Source organism: Stappia taiwanensis (assembly GCF_014635285.1).
Lineage (GTDB): Bacteria > Pseudomonadota > Alphaproteobacteria > Rhizobiales > Stappiaceae > Stappia > Stappia taiwanensis.
Genome location: NZ_BMCR01000002.1, coordinates 430,844 through 449,650 on the forward strand (window position 1 = coordinate 430,844; position 18,807 = coordinate 449,650).

The following is an 18,807-nucleotide window of genomic DNA, read 5'->3' on the forward strand; positions in this document are numbered from 1 at the left end:
CGGCCCGCCAATTGCAGGGGCACCCCCGACATCGGCGGAAATCGCCTGCTCAGCGACAGCCGCCTATCCGCCGGAAAGCGCGATCCAGTCATCCTCGCTGATCACCTCGACGCCCAGATCCGTCGCCTTCTTCAGCTTGGAACCAGCGCCGGGACCGGCGATCACCAGATCGGTCTTCTTCGACACGGAGCCAGACACCTTGGCACCGAGCGCCTCGGCCCGGGCCTTGGCCTCGTCCCGGCTCATCCGCTCCAGCGTTCCGGTGAAGACCAGCGTCTTGCCGGCGACCGGACTGTCGCCCGCCTCCGCCTTTTCCAGGTCCTGCGGCGTCACTTCCTTGAGCAGCAGCGCCAGCGCCTCACGGTTATGCGCCTCGGCGAAGAAGTCGATCACGGCGCGGGCCACGATCTCGCCAATGCCGTCGATATCCAGAAGTTCCGCGTAAGCCTCGCTTGCCGGATCGCTGGCCGCCTTCATTGCCGCGGCGAAAGCGTCCCAGGTGAGATAGTGCCGCGCCAGCAGCTTGGCATTGCCCTCCCCCACATGGCGGATGCCAAGGGCGTAAATGAAGCGATTGAGTGGCACCTGGCGCCGCGCATCGATGGCCTTGAAGAGATTGGCGGCGCTGGTCTCGCCCCAGCCGTCCCGGTTCCGGAGCTTTTTCAATTCGGACGCCGCGTCGCGCGCCTCCAGGGTGAAAATATCCGCCGGCTGATGGATACCGCCATCCTCACGCGGCAGCTCGTAGAAGAACTCCACCTGCTTGTCGCCGAGCCCGTCGATATCGAAGGCGTTGCGGGAGACGAAGTGCTTGAGCTTTTCCTTCGCCTGCGCCGGACAGATCAGACCGCCGGTGCAGCGCCGCACCGCTTCCCCGTCCTCCCGCACCGCGTGGCTGCCACAGGCCGGGCACACGGTCGGAAAGACGAAGGCTTCGGCGTCGGTCGGCCGCTTTTTCAGGTCCACATCGACGATCTGCGGGATCACGTCGCCGGCGCGCTGGATCTCCACCGTGTCGCCGATGCGGATATCCTTGCCGCCACGGATCGGCTCACCGCTCTGGCCGATGCCCTTGATGTAATCCTCGTTGTGCAAGGTGGCATTGGAGACGACCACCCCGCCGACCGTCACCGGCTCCAGCTTCGCCACCGGGGTCAGCGCGCCGGTGCGCCCGACCTGAACCTCGATATCCCGCAGCACGGTAAAGGCCCGTTCGGCCGGAAACTTGTGGGCGATCGCCCATCGCGGCGCACGCGAGACGAAACCGAGCCGCGCCTGTAGATCGAGCCGATCCACCTTGTAGACCATGCCGTCGATGTCATAGCCGAGCAGCGCCCGTTCTTCCTCGATGGCATGATAGGCGGCCAAAGCCTCCTCAACGCTGTCGCAGCGGCGCATTCGCTCGTTGACCGAAAACCCCCACGCGCCGAGCCGCTGCACCATCTCGTACTGGGTGTCGCAGGGAATGGCGCTCATCTCGCCCCAGGCATAGGCGAAATAGCGCAAGGGCCGGTTGCGGGTAACCTCCGGATTGAGCTGGCGCAGCGATCCGGCCGCCGCGTTGCGCGGATTGGCGAAGACCTTGCCGCCCTGTGCCTCCATCCGCGCGTTCAGCGCGGCGAACGCCTCATGAGCCATGTAGACCTCGCCGCGCACCTCCACCACATCCGGCGCATCCTCCGGCAGGGTCTCAGGGATCTCGGCGATGGTGCGGGCATTGGCGGTGACATTCTCACCGACCGTGCCATCGCCGCGCGTCGCCGCGCTCACCAGCCGCCGGTTCTCATAGCGCAAGGACAGGGACAGGCCGTCGATCTTCGGTTCCGCCGTCAGCACGATGGCGCCGGCCAGCGGGTCGATCTTCAAAAACCGCCGCACCCGCCCGAGAAAGTCCCGCACATCCGCATCGCTGAACGCATTGTCCAGCGACAGCATCGGGATCGCATGGGTGATCTTGCCGAAGCCTTCCGAGGGCGCCGTGCCCACCCTGAGGGACGGACTGTCGGCGCGCCGCAGCTCGGGAAACCGGGCCTCAATGGCATCGTTGCGCCGCTTCAGCGCGTCATACGCCGCGTCCGAGATCGTCGGCGCATCCTCGCCGTGATAGCGCCGGTCATGAGCGGCGATCTCCTGCGCCAGCCGCGCCAGCTCGGTGGCGGCCGCCTCCGGGCTCAGCGCGTCAACGGGACAGGTGGAAAGATCTTGATCGGACATGGGCTCGGGGCGACGCGGCTTGGCGGCATGAAGCCGCGATGGACACTGAGAATAGCGGTGACCATTATGCGGCGGTCCGGGCCTTGCGTAAAACGCCAAGGCGGCGTTTTCCCCGCTCCGGCGGTCGGTCAATCAGGGCGTCATGTGGCCGAGTGGTCTGGCGATCAGGCGCCGGGCACATCCAGCATCAGGCGGTCAGCAGCGGCCCGCGCCTCGTCGGTGATCCGCGCGCCGGCGAGCATCCGGGCGATTTCCTCGCGCCGGTGGTCCTCGCCGATCCGGGTGACGCGGGTCGCGACCCGGGCATCCTCGGTGTCTTCCTTGCTGATCAGGAAATGCCCGCCGGCGCGCGCCGCCACCTGCGGCGCATGGGTCACGGTCAGCACCTGCACCTGTCCGGCGAGCCGGGCAAGCCGCGTGCCGATGGCCTCGGCCACCGCGCCGCCGACCCCGGTGTCGATCTCATCGAAGACAAGCGTCGGCGCCGAGCCCTTGTCGGCCAGCGACACCTTCAGCGCCAGCAGGAAACGCGACAGCTCGCCGCCGGAGGCCACCTTCATCATCGCGCCCGGCCGGGTGCCCGGGTTGGTCTGCACCCAAAACTCGATCTGGTCGATGCCCTCCGCCGTGCGGCTCGCCGGATCGGCGCTCTGCTGAACGATGAACCGGGCGCGCTCCAGCTTCAGATCGGGCAATTCCCGCGCCACCGCCTGCTCCAGCGCCCGCGCCGCCTGTTCGCGTTGCTCGGCCAGGGCCGCCGCCCCGGCGTCATAGCGCTCTGCCGCTACCCGGGCTGCGTCCTCGAGCCCCGACAGCGCCTCTTCGCCAGCATCGAGTGCCGCCAGATCCGCGTCAAAACGGGCGCGCAAATCCGCCAGATCATCGACCGGCACCTGGTATTTGCGTGCCGCCGCGCGCAAGGCAAACAGCCGCTCTTCGGTCTGTTCCAGCACGCGCGGGTCGAATTCGGTTTCCCGCACCCCGGCTTCCAGCCCGGCGCGCGCATCCTCCAGCCGGTCGAGTGCCTCGGCCAGTGCCGCCACCGGCCCTTCCAGCAGCGCCCCCGCCTGCTCCACCTTGCGCTCCAGCCGGCGCCACAGGGAGGCCACCTCGCCAATCGGCGAGGCGGTGCCGTTGAGCAAATCGAATGCCTCGCCAAGATCGCCGGCGACCTTCTCCACCTGCATCATTGCCTGACGCTGGCTCGCAAGTTCCTCTTCTTCGCCCGGCCGTGGATCGAGGCTTGCCAGCTCCTCCGCCGAGGCACGCAGATAATCGGCCTCGCGCCGTGCCGCCTCGATGCGCGCCTGCTGGCCGGCAAGGTCCTTTTCCGCCCGGCGCAATTCCTTGAACGCTGAGGCAACCGCCTCCCGCGCCGCGTCGCAGCCGCCGAAGCTGTCAAGCAGCCGTCGGTGCTCGCCCGGATCGGTATAGGCGCGCGCCTCGTTCTGACCGTGGATTTCGACAAGCAGGCCGCCAACCTGCCGCAGCAAGGTGACGCTCACCGGGCTGTCATTGATGAAGGCGCGGCTGCGGCCATCCTCGGACTGGACGCGGCGCAGGATGATATCGCCATCCGCCTCAAGATCGTTTTGGGAAAGCAGCGTCCGGACCGGGTGGGACATCGGCACGTCGAAGACGGCGGTCACCTGTCCCTGTGGCTGACCATGGCGCACGAGCCCGGCGTCACCCCTGCCGCCAAGCGCGAGGGCCAGGGCATCGAGCAGGATCGACTTGCCCGCGCCCGTTTCACCGGTCAGCACGGACATGCCATCATCGAAGGCCAGGTCCAGCCGGTCGATCAGGACGATATCGCGAATGGCGAGCGCGGCGAGCATTCAGTCGTGAACCGGATCGTTTCGAAGCCGCGCGCGGGAGCGCGCGGATGGGCACAAGCGAGACGAAAGCGGCGAATGAGACACGCTGGTCGGCATCGCCGCCTAAAGGTTGATACCCGCGAATGCCCGGCTGATCCAGCTTCCTTTATCCTCGTCCGGCGAATAGCCACCGGTCTTCAGCAGGCTGTAGGCGTCCTTGTACCACCGGCTGTCGGGGAAATTGTGCCCCAGCACCGCCGCCGCCGTCTGCGCCTCGTTGATGACGCCGAGCGAATAATAGCTCTCCGTCAGGCGAAACAGCGCCTCTTCCACATGCCGCGTGGTCTGGTACTTGAGGACGACCACCTTGAAGCGATTGATCGCCGCGATCTGCAGGCCACGCTTGAGATAATAGCGGCCCACTTCCATTTCCTTGCCGGCGAGCTGATCCTCGGCGATGCGGATCTTGGTGCGCGCATCCTCGGCATATTCCGAATCGGGGTAGCGCTGCACCAGCTCGCTATAGGCATTCAGCGCCCGGCGCGTCATGTCCTGGTCGCGCTGCACGTCCGGGATCTGCTTATGGTAGGACTGGCCGATGATGTAGAGCGCGTAGGCGGTGTCCTCGTTGCCCGGATAGAGCGTCGCGAAGCGCTTGGCGGCCGAAATCGCCTCGGTGAACTTGCCGAGGGAATAGTTGATGAAGGCCAGGTTGATCAGCGCCTTGCGGGAGTACTCCGAATAAGGATGGAGTTTGTCCACCTCGGCGAACTTGACCCGGGCATCCTTCAGCCGGCCCTCGTTGCGCAGCGCCAACCCTTCGTTGAAGAGCACGCCGGCCGGGGTATCGTTGGAGGCGAAGTCCTCCTCCTCCGAGGAGGTCGAGCAGGCGCCGACGAGCAGCGACGCGCTCAGCGCAAGCGCCGTGAAAATGCGGCTGCCCCGCGCCTTGGCTGTCGTCGGGCGATGTCTGCGCTGTGCCGGCTTCACGTCCATACTCTCCTTCACTCCCCCCTTCATCGCGGTCGTTTCGGACCGGCGCCACGCCCCTTGGCAGAGGCTACGGCGACAGACCAAGGCCCGGTTCGGGATGCGCAACGCACTCCCCGAAGCCGCACGCCGACCTGGCGGATCACCATGCCGCGCATCGCTTTTTCTGGCGATGCGCAGTTTCACGGGAGGTGTCTTAGCGGATAACCCCCCTGCCCGTCACGCCATGTGAAAGAGATTTGGTGCTTTTTTATGGCCGTACTGACGCTTGCGCCGCCATCACTCAGGACGGCGACTGCCCCACGGCGGCGGCCATGGCCTTCACCGGCGCCTTGACCGCACCGGCCTCACGCTCGAACGGCGCTTCGACAATCTCGAAGGCATCCGCCCCGGCCCGCTCGAACAGCTCGACCAGAATGGAATGGTTCATCCGGTGTCCGCCCTTGTAGGAGCGGTATTCGCCCAGGATCGGCAGGCCGGCAAGCGCAAGATCGCCCACCGCATCGAGCATCTTGTGGCGTACGAACTCATCCGGCCAGCGCGTGCCTTCCGGATTGAGGATCCGGTCTTCCGAGATCGCCACGGAGTTTTCCAGCGAGGACCCCAGGGCAAAGCCCATCGACCACAGCTTCTCCACATCCTGGACCGAACCAAAGGTGCGCGCCCGGGCAAGATCGCGGCGGAACCGGTCCGGGGTCAGATCCATGACAAGGTTCTGCCGGCCGATCACCGGCGTGTCGAAATCGATGGTCACGTCAAAGCGGCACCCGTCATAGGGGCGCAGCTCGCACCAGGCGCTGCCCTGATCGACCCGGACCGTCGACTTCACCCGCACATACCGGCGCGGCACGGCAAGCTGGCGCAAGCCAACCTGATCGATGGCATCGACGAACTCCGCCGCGCTGCCATCCATGATCGGCATTTCCGGTCCGTCCATCTCAACGATGGCATTGTCGACACCGAGGCCGCGCAGCGCCGCCATCAGATGCTCGACGGTCGACACGCCGCCCGCCTTGGGATCGCCCAGCACGGTGCACAGCGCCGTTGCCGACACCGCCTGCCAATGGGCCGGCATTTCCACCTCGGCGCGGCTCTCAGGATCCTGACCGACGAAGACGATGCCAGAACCGGCGTCCGCCGGGTGCAGAGTGACCATTGCCGGGTCGCCCGAATGCACGCCAATACCCTTGAGGGGAACGGATCCGGCGAGCGTCGTCTGCCGATCGGAATACTTTTTCATTACGAACCTGACCTGTATGCGAAATCCGGAAAGCGGCACGGGAGGACGCCGCAACACCCGGTATCTGCCAAGACCGCGAGTGATTCGAAAGAATCACCATCAGGCCTTGAATGCAGCGCAAACATACAGGTTGAGGGGGAGGGTTCAGAAATAAAGCTTTGTTACGATATGTAACGGAAAGGCTAACGATAAGGCTTTGAAAAATATCGAAATCCGCTCACCCCCGAGGGAGGCGACCCGGTGAGGGGCCGGGTCGCCTTGGGAAGCGGGAGCGAGGCCCGTACCGGCGCCTAGTTGGCCTGGCGCCGGAGGAACGCCGGAATCTCCAGCTGCTCGTCGTCGGAGACGGGACGCTGCGCCGGAGCGCTGCGGCCGGTCAGGTCGAGCTGGCCGGCAGCGCCTGCCTGCTGCGGGTGCACCTGCCGGGGCTGGGCCGGACGGGGCGCCGCCGGACGGGCCGGAGCCGCCTGCTGCGGTGCCTGCGCCGGAGCCTGGGCCTGGGCCGGAGCCTGAACCGGACGCGGTGCCGGCTGCGGCTGGGCCGGACGCGGGGCCGGGGCGGCTTCCGCGGCAGCGGCATGATGATGGCCCTCGTCCTCGTCCTCACGGCGGGTCAGACCGCTGGCGAGACGACGCAGAAGGCTCATCGGCCGACGATCATCGCCATGATCCTCTTCCACCTGGGGACGGGTCTGGGCCCGCATTTCGCGCTGCGCGACCGGGGGAAAGTCCTCGATGGTCGGCATCCGCGTCGGCTGGCTGGTCTGCTCCGCCACCGGCGGAATGTAAGGTTCGACCGCCGGCGTCTCGGCAACGGTCGCGGCGGGACGATCAGCGTCCAGATCCTCCAGCCGATCCGCCGGCATCATGTCCGGCGACGGCGAAAAAGGGGCGATCTCGACCTCCGGGTCGGTCGAGGCCTGGACCGGCTCGGCAATCTCCAGCTCGCGTTCGATCCGCTCCGCCTTGGCGGCGGCGACCGGACGCGGGGCCGGCGCGGGCGCCGGACGGGCCGGAGCCGCGGGGCGAGCCGGACGGCTCTCCGGCTCGGAGATGGTCTTCAGCCGCTCGGTCAGTTCCGCCATGCGCGTCTCGGCGGGAGACGCTTCCTCGCCTTGGAGCTCCTTGTCGATGCCAGTTGCAACGACGGAAACCCGGATGATGCCGTCAAGGCTCTCATCGAAGGTCGCGCCCAGTATAATGTTGGCGTCGGAATCGATCTCCTCGCGGATGCGGGTCGCCGCCTCGTCGAGCTCGAACAGGGTCAGGTCGTTGCCACCGGTGATCGAGATCAGAAGGCCGCGCGCGCCCTTCATCGAGGTCTCGTCGAGCAGCGGATTGGCGATCGCCGCCTCCGCCGCCTGCATGGCGCGCTTCTCGCCGGAGGCCTCGCCCGTGCCCATCATCGCCTTGCCCATGCCGCGCATGATCGAGCGCACATCGGCGAAGTCGAGGTTGATCAGGCCTTCCTTGACCATCAGGTCGGTGATGCAGGCAACGCCGGAATAGAGCACCTGGTCGGCCATTGCGAAGGCATCGGCGAAGGTGGTCTGCGCATTGGCGATGCGGAACAGGTTCTGGTTCGGAATGACGATCAGGGTATCGACCGCCTTCTGAAGCTCCAGAATGCCGGACTCGGCGATGCGCATCCGGCGCACGCCCTCGAACTGGAACGGCTTGGTGACGACACCGACCGTGAGAATGCCCATCTCGCGCGCGGCGCGGGCAATCACCGGCGCGGCACCGGTGCCGGTGCCACCGCCCATGCCGGCGGTGATGAACACCATATGCGAGCCGGACAGGTGGTCATTGATCTCGTCGATCACTTCCTCGGCGGCCGCCGCACCGACATCGGGCTGCGATCCGGCGCCGAGACCCTCGGTCACGGCGACGCCCATCTGCACCACCCGCTCGGCGTGGTTGCTGGCCAGCGCCTGGGCATCGGTGTTGGCAACGACGAAGTCGCAGCCCTGCAGGCCGGCCTGGATCATGTTGTTCACGGCGTTGCCGCCGGCACCGCCGACGCCAAAGACCGTGATCCTTGGCTTCAGTTCCTGAAGATCAGGCATTTTCAGATTGATGGTCATAGTTTCCTCGCGACCCCTCGGGCACCGGTCCTGGATGCCCACTTCCCTCAATTCCCTCGTTTCACCGGAAACCCGGCGGTTCCCGAGGCGGCTCCCCGCCTCAGAAGCTCTCTCTGAGCCAGTTCCCGACCCGCGCCAGCGTGCTGGAGCCAAGGCTCCAGCGACTGCGGATGGTCCCTGGTTCGAACTGCTCGATCTGGGCCACCTGCGGATAAATCAGCAGGCCGACCGCAGCGGAGAAGGCCGGGCCTTTCGCCGCTTCCGGCAATCCGGCGACGCCGAGCGGCCGGCCAAGGCGCACATTGCGCCCCAGCACCCGCCGGGCGACATCGCCCAAACCGGTCAACTGACTGGCTCCGCCGGTCAGCACGATGCGCTTGCCCACCCGCCCGGCAAAGCCGGAGGCGGTCAGGCGGTCGCGCACCAATTCCAGAATTTCCTCGACCCGCGGCAGGATTACCCGAGTCAGCATGGCCCGCGGCACCTGGTTCGGCAGGTCGCTTTCCGCATCGACTGGCGGCACGGAGATGAAGTCCCGCTCGTCCGACTGGCTCGGCAGCGCCGACCCTTGCAGGGTCTTGATCCGCTCCGCGTCCACCAGCCGGGTCGACAAGGCCCGGGCAATGTCCATGGTCACATGATGCCCGCCGACGGCAATGGCATCGAGATGCACCATCCGCCCCTCGACGAAGACCGAGATCGACGTGGTGCCGCCGCCCATGTCGACACAGGCAACCCCCAGCTCCGCCTCGTCCTCGACCAGCGTCGACAGACCGCTGGCGTAGGGCGTTGCCACCATCGTTTCCACCGACAGATGGCCACGGTTGATGCAAAGCTCCAGATTGCGCACCGGGGCGACCTCGGCGGTCACCACCTGCATGTCGACGCCAAGGCGCCGGCCGATCATGCCGCGCGGATCGCGCATGCCGCGATTGCCATCCAGCGTGTAGCCGATCGGCAGGGCGTGCATGGACGCCCGCCCCTCGGCAACGTTATGCGCGCTGCCGGCGGCCAGCACCCGCTGGATATCCGCCTCGCTCACCGCATCGGTGGCAACGCCAACGCTGGCGCTGATGATTTCGCTGTGCAGCCGGCCGCAGGTCACGTTGGTGATCAGGGACTCCACCGTCACCCCGGCCATGCGCTCGGCCGCGTCAACCGACAGGCGGATCGCCTGTTCCGCCGCGTCCATGTCGACGACCACGCCAGACTTCAGGCCGCGCGAGCGCTGGTAGCCGTATCCCAGGACTTCGATGGAATGGGTCCGGCCCGGCAGCACCGCATCCTCGGCAGAGGGTGTCAACTTGGCGATCAGGCAGCAGACCTTGGTGGAGCCGATATCGAGCACCGACACCACAACGGCGCGGCGGCTCGGCAGCGGTCGCATGCGCGGCAGGTAGATCGGCGTTGCGCGATTGGTCATGTGCGTGCCCCCGAACGACGTCGGCCGGCACGACCGGCCTTGGCGTTGCGCCGCATCGCCGCCTCGTCGGTCAGGCGCACCACCACCCGGTCGGGCAGGCGCACATCGACCGCCGTGATATCCCGCGACAGCAATCCGGTCTCCGCATCCATCTGGGCCACATCGGCCAGCGCCCGCGCCACGTCGTCTTCGGGCAGACGCACGGTCACCCCGTTTTCCAGCAGCAGGTCCCAGCGCCGGCTGGACACCAGCCGGGCGGCCCGCACACGCGGCCTGAGCTGTGGCACCGCCGCCAGTTCATCGATGATTTCCACACCGCGCTTTTGCGCGCCATGACCGATCAGCATCAGGAGGTTGGCGTAGCGCCCGTCCACCTCGTCGCTGATCACCTGGCCGGTGGCGTCGATCACCGACAGCCGGTCGCCGCGCTGCCACAGGGCATAGGCCTCACGCTCGGCGATGCTGACCTGCAGCGTGCCCGGATAGAGCTTCTGCACCGAAACGGTCTCGATCCACGGAATACGCGCCAGGCGCTCGCGCGCCGCGCCTGCGTCGAACAGGGCCAGCGAGGAGCCGCGCTGGATTTCCAGGGCTTCCAGGATCTCGAACTCGCTGGTTTCGCGCTGACCGGAAAGCTTAACCGCCGCGATCTCGAAACCCGCCGCCGAGGTCAGTGATTCGCTGACCATCCGGCCATGACCGCCGAGGACCAGCGCATAGCCAAGGGTGGCGGAGAGAAACAGCAAGGCTCCGGCCGTGCCGGTCCAGCGCGGCAGCATCTCAAGCGCGCCCATGGCACGCCAGAGCGGACGCCGATGCAAACGAGCGACGCCGCGACCGCGCGGCGCAAGCGCCACCTCGATCGGCAGGACGACGTCCTCATCTCGTTTTGCCTTTACCGTCCGCAACTTGCGTTCTCCACCATCCAACTGGTCAATTCTTCGAACGTATGCCCCGCATGGGCCGCGATTTCCGGCACCAGCGAGGTCGGCGTCATGCCGGGCTGGGTATTCACTTCCAGGCAGATCAGCTCGCCGCCACCCGACGGCTGCTCATCGAAACGGAAGTCCGCCCGCGAGACGCCCTGGCACCCGAGAGCCTGATGCGCCCTGAGACTAAGTTTCTGTACTTCTTGGTAAACAAATGGTGAAATTTTCGCAGGAAGCGTGTGTTGTGAACCGCCGGGCTTGTATTTTGCATCGAAATCGTAAAATCCGTGGCCCAGCGGCATCACTTCGGTAACCCCAAGGGCAACGTTCCCCATCACCGCGCAGGTCAACTCCCGACCGGGGATGTACCGCTCCACCATCACCGTATCGCCATAGGGCCAGTCGTCCCGGTAGAGCTCCTGCGGCGGGTGTTCCGAGTTCTCCTTGACGATCAGAACGCCGAAGGACGAGCCCTCGCGCACCGGCTTGGCCACATAGGGCGGCGGCAGCGCATGCGCCTTGGCCGCCTCCAGACGGTGCAACACCTTGTGCTCGGCGACCGGAATGCCCGCCGCCTTCATCACCGCCTTGGCCTTCTGCTTGTCCATGGCCAGCGCGGAAGCCGCGACGCCGGAATGGGTGTAGGGAATTCCAAGGATCTCCAGCAATCCCTGGATGCAGCCATCCTCGCCGAACGGGCCATGCAGGGCGTTGAACACCACATCCGGCTTCAGCTTCTGCAAAACGGCGGAAATGTCCCGCTGCACGTCGACCAGGGTCACCCGATAGCCGGACCGCTCCAGCGCGGCGGCGCAATCCTTGCCGCTTGCCAGACTGACCGGGCGCTCGGCGGACCAGCCGCCCATCAGGACCGCGACGTGTTTGCTGTCAGCCATTGGATGCCTCTTCGGTTGCCTCGGTGCCCAGGAATGGCGCGATCGCGCCCGCCGGTCCCGGCAGGCCCAGCCGCTTGATTTCCCAGTCAAGGGAGATGCCGCTGTGCTTCAACACCCGCGCGCGTACGGTCTCGCCGAGCCGCTCCAGGTCGTCCGCCGTCGCCGTGCCGGTGTTGATCATGAAATTGCAATGCATGTCGGACATGCGCGCGCCGCCGATCTGCAAGCCCCGGCAACCGGCCGCGTCGACCAGCTTCCAGGCCGAATGCCCCGGCGGGTTCTTGAAGGTCGAGCCGCCGGTCTTCTCGCGGATCGGTTGGGCCGCCTCGCGATGTGCCGCCACCCCGGCCATTTCCTCGCGGATCTCCGCTTCCGCGCGGGGAGAGCCGCGAAACACCGCCCCGGTGAAGATCAGGTCGCCTGGCTGCTGCGAATGGCGATAGCTGTAGCCCATCTCCTCCAGCGGAATGCGGATGACCTTGCCGTCCCGGGTCACCGCCTCCACCGAGACGACCACCTCACGGGTCTCCGCCCCATGAGCGCCCGCGTTCATCCGCAGAGCGCCGCCGATGGCGCCGGGAATGCCGGCATAAAAGGCAAAACCGCCGAGCCCAGCTTCCGCCGCCGCCTCGGCCAGCTTCTTGTCCGGCACCGCCGCGCCGGCATGAAGGCTCACCCCATCCTCGCCGCGCGTGATGGTGCCGAAACCGCGTGCCCCCAGCCGGATGACCACGCCGGGAATGCCGCCGTCGCGCACCAGAAGGTTCGAGCCGAGCCCAATGGGCAGTACCGGCACCTCTCGCGGCAACCGGCTGAGAAACAACGCCAGATCCTCCACATCCGCCGGCTGGAACAGGAGTTGCGCCGGTCCGCCGACGCGGAACCAGGTCACCGCCGAAAGCGGTTGGTTCGCCGTCAGCCGGCCGCGCAAGCCCGCCGTGTCCAGCCCCAGATCGTGGATGAGATCGGGAAAGCTCATGCTTCCCCTCCGCCGATTGCCATCGCCAGATTGTCCGGCAAGGTATTGGCCCACTGGCTGATGCTGCCCGCACCCAGACAGACGACATAGTCGCCGGCCGCTGCGATTTCGGCGACCCGCGTTGCCAGTTCGCCCTCACCCTCGATGGTGTGCACGCCGCGATGACCGCTGGAGCGGATGCCATTGGCCAGCGCCTGGTGATCGATACCATCGACCGGCGTCTCGCCGGCGGCAAACACCGGCGCGCAAATCACATGATCGGCGTCGTTGAAGCAGGTGGAGAACTCATCGAACAGGCTGGCGAGACGCGAATAACGATGCGGCTGCACCACGGCGATGACCTTGCCCGGCGCGGCCCCGCGCGCCGCTTGGAGCACCGCACGAATTTCCACCGGGTGATGGGCATAGTCGTCGAACACGTCGATACCGCCCGACTGACCGGTATGGGTGAAGCGGCGCTTGACCCCGCGAAAGCCCGCCAACCCTTGGCGGATCTGCGCCGCGTCGAGGCCCAGCTTCCAGGCAACAGCCACCGCCGCCACCGCGTTGGAGACGTTGTGCAGCCCCGGCATCGGCAGGGACAGGCTCTCGATGGTCTCGCTGGTGCCGCCCAGACGGTCGCGCATCTCGATGGAGAAGATCGAGTTTCCGCCGCTGGTCTGCAGATCGTAGAAGCGCACATCCGCCTGCCGGTTCTGGCCATAGGTGACCACCTGCCGGTCCTCGATGCGCCCGACCATGGCCTGCACTTCCGGATGATCGAGGCACATCACGGCAAAGCCGTAGAACGGCACGTTCTCGACGAACTGCAGGAACGCCGAGCGCACCCCGTCAAAGTCGCCGTAATGGTCGAGGTGTTCCGGGTCGATGTTGGTGACCACGGCGATATCGGCTGGCAGCTTGACGAAGGTGCCATCGGATTCATCGGCCTCCACCACCATCCAGTCGCCCTGCCCCATGCGCGCATTGGTGCCATAGGCGTTGATGATGCCGCCGTTGATCACGGTCGGGTCGAGCCCGCCCGCATCCAGCAGCGCGGAAATGATCGAGGTGGTCGTGGTCTTGCCATGGGTGCCGCCGACGGCAATCGCCTGCTTGAAGCGCATCAGCTCGGCCAGCATCTCGGCCCGGCGCACCACCGGCAGCAGCTTCTCACGGGCGGCGATCAGCTCCGGATTGTCCCGCTTGATCGCCGAGGAGACCACCACCACCCGGGCGTCGGCGAGATTATCGGCGCTGTGACCGACCTTCACCGGAATGCCCTTGTCACGCAGACGTTTGACATTCGCGCTTTCGCTCACGTCAGAACCCTGCACGGTGTAGCCGAGCATGTGCAGAACCTCGGCAATGCCGCTCATGCCGATGCCGCCAATGCCGACGAAATGCACCGGCCCGATATCCTGGGGCATCTTCATGATGCGTCTCCATTACTCTCACCGTTCCGGGAACGGCCTTGGGAAAAATCGGCGACGCGCCCGCCGCCAGCGATGTGTTCCACCAGATCGGCGAGCCGCAGCACCGCATCTGGCCGGCCGGCCGAGCGTGCGGCGGCCGCAGCAGTCGCAAGCCGGTCCGGCGCGCCCATCAGCTCCGTGAGCAGCGCCGTCAGGCGCCCCGGCTGAAGCTCGCTCTGGGCGACCGGCCAGGCTCCGCCGGCCTCGGCCAGCACCTCGGCATTGCGCCCCTGGTCATTGTCGAGCGCATGAGGCAGCGGCACCAGCACCGCCGGGCGCCCGATCGCCGCCAGTTCGCTAACGCTCGAAGCGCCCGACCGGCACACCACCAGATGCGCGCCCGCGATCCGATCGGCCATGTCGGAAAAGAACGGCGCCAGCTCGCAGCGCACCTCCAGCCGGTCATAGGCCGCCCGCACCTGCTCAAGGTCCTCCGGGCGGCACTGCTGCACCACGCGCAGCCGCGCGCGGACCTCCGGCTCCATCAGCGCCAGGGCCGGCGGCACGGCATCGGAGAAGAAGCGGGCTCCTTGCGAGCCGCCGAACACCAGCAAGCGAAACGGTCCATCGGCCTCTGGACGAACGTAATCCACCTTCGCAGCGGCAATCACCGCCTCGCGCACCGGGTTGCCGGTCTGCACCAGTTTGCCCTCATGGCCGCTCGCCCCGTCGCCGGTCAGCGGAAAGCTGGTGGCAATCGCATCGACCCGGGACGCCAGCATCCGGTTGGCCCGGCCCATCACCGCGTTGGCCTCATGCAGGACGCTCGGCACCTTCGACAGGAAGGCGGCGAACATCGGCGGGAAGGTCGGGTATCCGCCAAAGCCGACAACCACATCCGGCCGGGTGGTCTTGAGAATGCCGCGCGCCTGCCAAGTCCCGCGCAGCAGGCGCCAGCCCGTGCGCGCCAGGCCAAGGGGAGAACGGCCCTTCACGGTGGCCGAGGCGATCAGATGCACCTTGCGTGCGGGGAAGTCGTCACCGAGAGCGCCGACCCGCTCGTCGGTCGCCAGATCCACCACATGCCCACGCCGGACCAGTTCATCGGCCAGCGCTTGCGCGGGAAAAAGATGACCGCCGGTTCCCCCGGCGGTGAGAAGAATGCTGTGTGAGGTCATGATCAGACAAGGCTCGCTGGCGACAACCGGGTGACGACAACGCTGTCGGTTCCGGTCGCCTGGGGCCGGCGCCGGGTGAGGGCAAGGACGAAGCCCATCGACAAGGCGGTCGCAAGCAGCGAGGAGCCACCATAGGAAATAAACGGCAGGGTCATGCCCTTGGCCGGCATGAGATTGAGATTGACCGCCATGTTGATGCAGGACTGGATGCCGAACAGCACCATCAGCCCGGCGGTCGCCAGCCGGCCGAAGGCATCGCTGTCACGCGCCGCATGGCCGAGGCCGCGCAGCACGACGAAGGTAAAGACCAGCACCAGGATCAGGCAGACGACGATGCCGAACTCCTCCGCCGCCACAGCGAAGATGAAGTCCGTATGGCTTTCCGGCAGGATCCGTTTGATCGTGCCCTCGCCGGGCCCACGCCCGAACCAGCTCCCGGAGATGAACGCCTCCAGCGCCCGGTCGACGTTGAACGTATCGCCCGAGCTGGGATCGAGAAACCGGTCCACGCGGCTTTGCACATGCGGCAGGAACGCATAGGCGGCAACCAGCCCGCCAAAGCCAAGCGCGCCGATCGGCACGATGGCGATCCAGGGCAGCCCGTTGAGGAAGAACAGCGCCCCGAATACCAGCGCCAGGAGCATGGTCTGGCCGAAGTCCGGCTGCGCCACCAGGAGCGCCGCCGACATCATGAACAGCAGGATCGAGAACAGCGAGCCCGGAATATCATTGCGCCGCCCGGACTCCGACATCAGAAATGCCACCAGCACGATCAGCGACGGCTTGAGGAATTCCGAAGGCTGTACCGAAAAGCCGAGAATGTTGATCCAGCGGCGAGCACCCTTGGCCTCCAGCCCGACGAACAGGGTCACCACCATCAGCACCAGCGACACGGCGAAGACCACCAGTGCCGTCCGCCGCACCATGCGCGGGCTGAGGGCCGAGACCCCGAGCATCAGCCCCAACGCCGGCAGCAGGAACAGCGCCTGACGCTTGATGAAGTGGTAGCTGTCGATGCCGAGCCGTTCGGCCACGGCCGGACTGGCGGCGAAGGACAGGACAATGCCGCCGACCATCAAGAGGACGAACCCGGCAAACAGATACCGATCCACCGTCCAGAGCCATTCGGCGAAGGGGCTGCGATCCGCGCGGCTGACCATCTCAGGAACCCTCCTGCCCGTTCAGTTCATCGGCTGCCAGACGGGCCGCTTCGGCAAAGGCATGCCCACGCGCCTCGAAATTGGGAAACTGATCGAAGGAAGAGCAGGCCGGCGACAACAGCACCACCGGTTCGGAGTGCGGGTCGGCGGCCGCGTCCCGGGCCGCTGCGGCAACCGCCACCTCCAGTGTATCGCATTGCACGGCATCGACCGCGCCTTCCAGCGCATGGGCGAAATCGCTGGCCGCCTCACCGATGAGGTAGGCCCGGGCGATCCGGCCAAACAGCGGCCGCAGGCTGTCGATGCCCCCGGCCTTGGGCCGGCCGCCGGCAATCCAGTAGATCCGATCAAAGCTCCGAAGCGCCCGTTCGGCCGCATCCGCATTGGTCGCCTTGCTGTCGTTGACGAACAGCACCCGGCCCGCCTGCACCACCTCAGCCATGCGGTGATCGAGACCGCCAAAGGAGGCAAGCCCCGTCCGCAGCTTGTCTGGATCGACGCCGAGTTCGAGGCAAACCGCCACCGCCGCCGCCGCGTTCTGGGCATTGTGCGCGCCGCGCAAGGCGCGGGCTCCGGTCAAATCGAAGAACGGCACCCGCTCCCCGCCTCGGGCCAGCATCAGTTGGCTGCCCTCGGCATGGACCCCGTCCTCGACTGGCTGATGAACGGAGATGCGCACCACCTTCCGCCCCGTGGTCTCGACCCGATCCGCGATCTCCGCACTCTTCGGGTCATCGATGCCGATCACCGCCACATCGCTGGCCGCGCTCAGCCGTTCCTTGACGGAGGCGTAGTGCTCGAAGGTGCCGTGCCGGTCGATATGGTCCGGCGAGAGGTTGAGATGCACGCCGATCGACGGCGCGAGGCTGGGCGCAAGGTCGATCTGATAGGAGGAACACTCGATCACATGCACCCGGTTCGACGCCGGCGGTGCAAGGTCGAGGATCGGCACGCCAATGTTCCCACCCATCTGGACGTCGCGGCCCGCATGATCGAGGCAATGGGCGATCAGCGCCGTCGTCGTCGACTTGCCATTGGTCCCGGTGACGGCGACCAGCGGCGCGGTGGGCGCGAGCCGCTGCCGGTCCCGGCAGAAAAGCTCCACATCGCCGATCACCTCGACCCCATGCTGCCGGGCGAGACGCACGCTCCAATGCGGCTCGGGATGGGTGAGCGGCACCCCCGGGGAGAGCACCAGGGCGTCGATCCTGGTCCAGTCGGCGCTGGTCAGGTCGGAGCTTTCCAATCCCGCCGCATGGGCATCGGCGACCCGGGACCGGTTGTCATCATAGGCCAGCACATGGGCGCCGCCGGCGACCAGCGCCCGCGCCACCGAAAGTCCCGATGCTCCTAGCCCGAAGACCGCGACTGTCTTTCCGGAAAAACCATAGGCTGCGCTCATCTCGTTACCTCAGCTTCAGCGTGGCAAGGCCGATCAGCGCCAGCACGACCGCGATAATCCAGAAGCGGATCACCACCTGGCTTTCGGTCCAGCCGAGATGTTCGAAGTGATGATGAATCGGCGCCATCTTGAAGACGCGCTTGCCGGTCAGCTTGAACGAGGCGACCTGAACGATCACCGACACCGCCTCCAGCACGAACAGGCCGCCGATGATCGCCAGCACCACCTCATGCTTGGTGGCCACGGCGATGGCGCCGATCATGCCGCCAAGGCCGAGCGAACCGGTGTCGCCCATGAAGATTGCCGCCGGAGGAGCATTGAACCACAAAAACCCGAGCCCCGCACCGATCACCGCGCCGCACAGCACCGCCAGTTCGCCGGAGCCGGGCACATGGTGGATCTGCAGATACTCGGAAAACACCGCATTGCCCGACAGATAGGCAATCAGCGCAAAGGACGCCGAGGCGATCATCACCGGCACGATCGCCAGCCCGTCGAGACCGTCGGTCAGATTGACCGCATTGCCGGCGCCCACCATGACGAAGGCGGCGAAGGGAATGAAGAAAATGCCAAGGTTCAGCGCCAGATCCTTGAACACCGGAAAGGCGATGGAGGTGCCATAGGAATCGCCCTCCAACAGGGTGACGCACCAGGCCGCGGTGCCGGCGATCAGGAACTCAAGCAGCAGCCGGTGCCGGCCGCTGAAACCGCGATCCGACGCCTTGGTCACCTTCAGATAGTCGTCGTAAAATCCGATCAGACCGAAGCCGACGGTCACCCCCAGCACGATCCAGGTATAGGGGTTGAGCAGGTTGGCCCAGAGCAGCGTGGCGACGATCATCCCCGACAGGATCATCAGCCCGCCCATGGTCGGCGTGCCCTTCTTGGTCAGAAGGTGGCTCTGCGGGCCGTCCGCGCGGATCGGCTGGCCGTGGCCCTGCCGCACCCGCAGCGAGGAGATGATTGCCGGGCCGAACAGAAAGATGAACAGGAGCGCCGTCATGATCGCGCCGCCGGTGCGGAACGTGATGTAACGAAACACGTTCAGCGCGGAGAACTGATCGGAGAATTCGACGAGAAAATACAGCATCTGTCAGG

Annotated in this window: 14 protein-coding genes; all 14 read right to left on the bottom strand. The window is 66.4% G+C overall.

What is annotated here, in order from left to right:
* Nucleotides 1–63 precede the first annotated feature (63 nt).
* Nucleotides 64–2,214: an NAD-dependent DNA ligase LigA gene (gene ligA, locus IEV83_RS05855; protein ID WP_181759288.1), complete on the bottom strand. Its 2,151-nt coding sequence runs from the start codon at nt 2,212–2,214 to the stop codon at nt 64–66.
* A 164-nt stretch (nt 2,215–2,378) separates the two neighbouring features.
* On the bottom strand, nt 2,379–4,052 hold the full coding sequence (gene recN, locus IEV83_RS05860) for a DNA repair protein RecN (RefSeq protein WP_181759289.1): 1,674 nt from the start codon (nt 4,050–4,052) through the stop codon (nt 2,379–2,381).
* Between the two features lie 102 nt (nt 4,053–4,154).
* A complete protein-coding gene (locus IEV83_RS05865) occupies nt 4,155–5,027 on the bottom strand; it encodes an outer membrane protein assembly factor BamD (RefSeq protein ID WP_181759521.1) in 873 nt (290 codons plus the stop codon).
* Nucleotides 5,028–5,304: 277 nt separating this feature from the next.
* Nucleotides 5,305–6,261 (bottom strand): UDP-3-O-acyl-N-acetylglucosamine deacetylase, encoded by a 957-nt coding sequence (gene lpxC / locus IEV83_RS05870; RefSeq protein ID WP_181759290.1) that lies wholly within the window; start codon nt 6,259–6,261, stop codon nt 5,305–5,307.
* A gap of 290 nt (nt 6,262–6,551) precedes the next feature.
* Nucleotides 6,552–8,348, bottom strand: a complete 1,797-nt coding sequence (gene ftsZ, locus IEV83_RS05875) for a cell division protein FtsZ (RefSeq protein WP_181759291.1) — start codon at nt 8,346–8,348, stop codon at nt 6,552–6,554.
* Nucleotides 8,349–8,448: 100 nt separating this feature from the next.
* Entirely contained in the window at nt 8,449–9,771 is a 1,323-nt protein-coding gene (gene ftsA / locus IEV83_RS05880) for a cell division protein FtsA (RefSeq protein WP_181759292.1), read from the bottom strand.
* Complete coding sequence (locus IEV83_RS05885; protein ID WP_209002989.1) at nt 9,768–10,679, bottom strand: cell division protein FtsQ/DivIB; 912 nt, start codon at nt 10,677–10,679, stop codon at nt 9,768–9,770. The genes ftsA and IEV83_RS05885 overlap by 4 nt, the downstream gene beginning before the upstream one ends.
* Nucleotides 10,667–11,596, bottom strand: a complete 930-nt coding sequence (locus tag IEV83_RS05890) for a D-alanine--D-alanine ligase (RefSeq protein ID WP_181759293.1) — start codon at nt 11,594–11,596, stop codon at nt 10,667–10,669. Before IEV83_RS05890 ends, IEV83_RS05885 begins: the two co-directional genes overlap by 13 nt.
* Nucleotides 11,589–12,575: a UDP-N-acetylmuramate dehydrogenase gene (murB, locus tag IEV83_RS05895; protein ID WP_181759294.1), complete on the bottom strand. Its 987-nt coding sequence runs from the start codon at nt 12,573–12,575 to the stop codon at nt 11,589–11,591. Before murB ends, IEV83_RS05890 begins: the two co-directional genes overlap by 8 nt.
* The gene (gene murC, locus IEV83_RS05900) at nt 12,572–13,990 is read right to left on the bottom strand and encodes a UDP-N-acetylmuramate--L-alanine ligase (RefSeq protein WP_181759295.1); all 1,419 of its coding nucleotides are present in this window, start codon (nt 13,988–13,990) and stop codon (nt 12,572–12,574) included. Before murC ends, murB begins: the two co-directional genes overlap by 4 nt.
* Complete coding sequence (murG, locus tag IEV83_RS05905; protein ID WP_181759296.1) at nt 13,987–15,147, bottom strand: undecaprenyldiphospho-muramoylpentapeptide beta-N-acetylglucosaminyltransferase; 1,161 nt, start codon at nt 15,145–15,147, stop codon at nt 13,987–13,989. Before murG ends, murC begins: the two co-directional genes overlap by 4 nt.
* Nucleotides 15,148–15,149: 2 nt before the next feature.
* A complete protein-coding gene (locus IEV83_RS05910) occupies nt 15,150–16,307 on the bottom strand; it encodes an FtsW/RodA/SpoVE family cell cycle protein (protein WP_181759297.1) in 1,158 nt (385 codons plus the stop codon).
* Nucleotide 16,308: 1 nt separating this feature from the next.
* Complete coding sequence (murD, locus tag IEV83_RS05915; protein WP_181759298.1) at nt 16,309–17,709, bottom strand: UDP-N-acetylmuramoyl-L-alanine--D-glutamate ligase; 1,401 nt, start codon at nt 17,707–17,709, stop codon at nt 16,309–16,311.
* Nucleotides 17,710–17,713: 4 nt separating this feature from the next.
* Entirely contained in the window at nt 17,714–18,799 is a 1,086-nt protein-coding gene (gene mraY, locus IEV83_RS05920) for a phospho-N-acetylmuramoyl-pentapeptide-transferase (RefSeq protein WP_181759299.1), read from the bottom strand.
* Nucleotides 18,800–18,807: the final 8 nt, after the last annotated feature.

Coding starts and splice junctions, on each gene's coding strand:
- murD (WP_181759298.1), bottom strand. CDS start 17,709: ATGAGCGCAGCCTATGGTTTTTCCGGAAAGACAGTCGCGGTCTTCGGG.
- lpxC (WP_181759290.1), bottom strand. CDS start 6,261: ATGAAAAAGTATTCCGATCGGCAGACGACGCTCGCCGGATCCGTTCCC.
- IEV83_RS05890 (WP_181759293.1), bottom strand. CDS start 11,596: ATGGCTGACAGCAAACACGTCGCGGTCCTGATGGGCGGCTGGTCCGCC.
- ftsZ (WP_181759291.1), bottom strand. CDS start 8,348: ATGACCATCAATCTGAAAATGCCTGATCTTCAGGAACTGAAGCCAAGG.
- murB (WP_181759294.1), bottom strand. CDS start 12,575: ATGAGCTTTCCCGATCTCATCCACGATCTGGGGCTGGACACGGCGGGC.
- ligA (WP_181759288.1), bottom strand. CDS start 2,214: ATGTCCGATCAAGATCTTTCCACCTGTCCCGTTGACGCGCTGAGCCCG.
- recN (WP_181759289.1), bottom strand. CDS start 4,052: ATGCTCGCCGCGCTCGCCATTCGCGATATCGTCCTGATCGACCGGCTG.
- murC (WP_181759295.1), bottom strand. CDS start 13,990: ATGAAGATGCCCCAGGATATCGGGCCGGTGCATTTCGTCGGCATTGGC.
- IEV83_RS05865 (WP_181759521.1), bottom strand. CDS start 5,027: ATGGACGTGAAGCCGGCACAGCGCAGACATCGCCCGACGACAGCCAAG.
- IEV83_RS05910 (WP_181759297.1), bottom strand. CDS start 16,307: ATGGTCAGCCGCGCGGATCGCAGCCCCTTCGCCGAATGGCTCTGGACG.
- mraY (WP_181759299.1), bottom strand. CDS start 18,799: ATGCTGTATTTTCTCGTCGAATTCTCCGATCAGTTCTCCGCGCTGAAC.
- murG (WP_181759296.1), bottom strand. CDS start 15,147: ATGACCTCACACAGCATTCTTCTCACCGCCGGGGGAACCGGCGGTCAT.
- ftsA (WP_181759292.1), bottom strand. CDS start 9,771: ATGACCAATCGCGCAACGCCGATCTACCTGCCGCGCATGCGACCGCTG.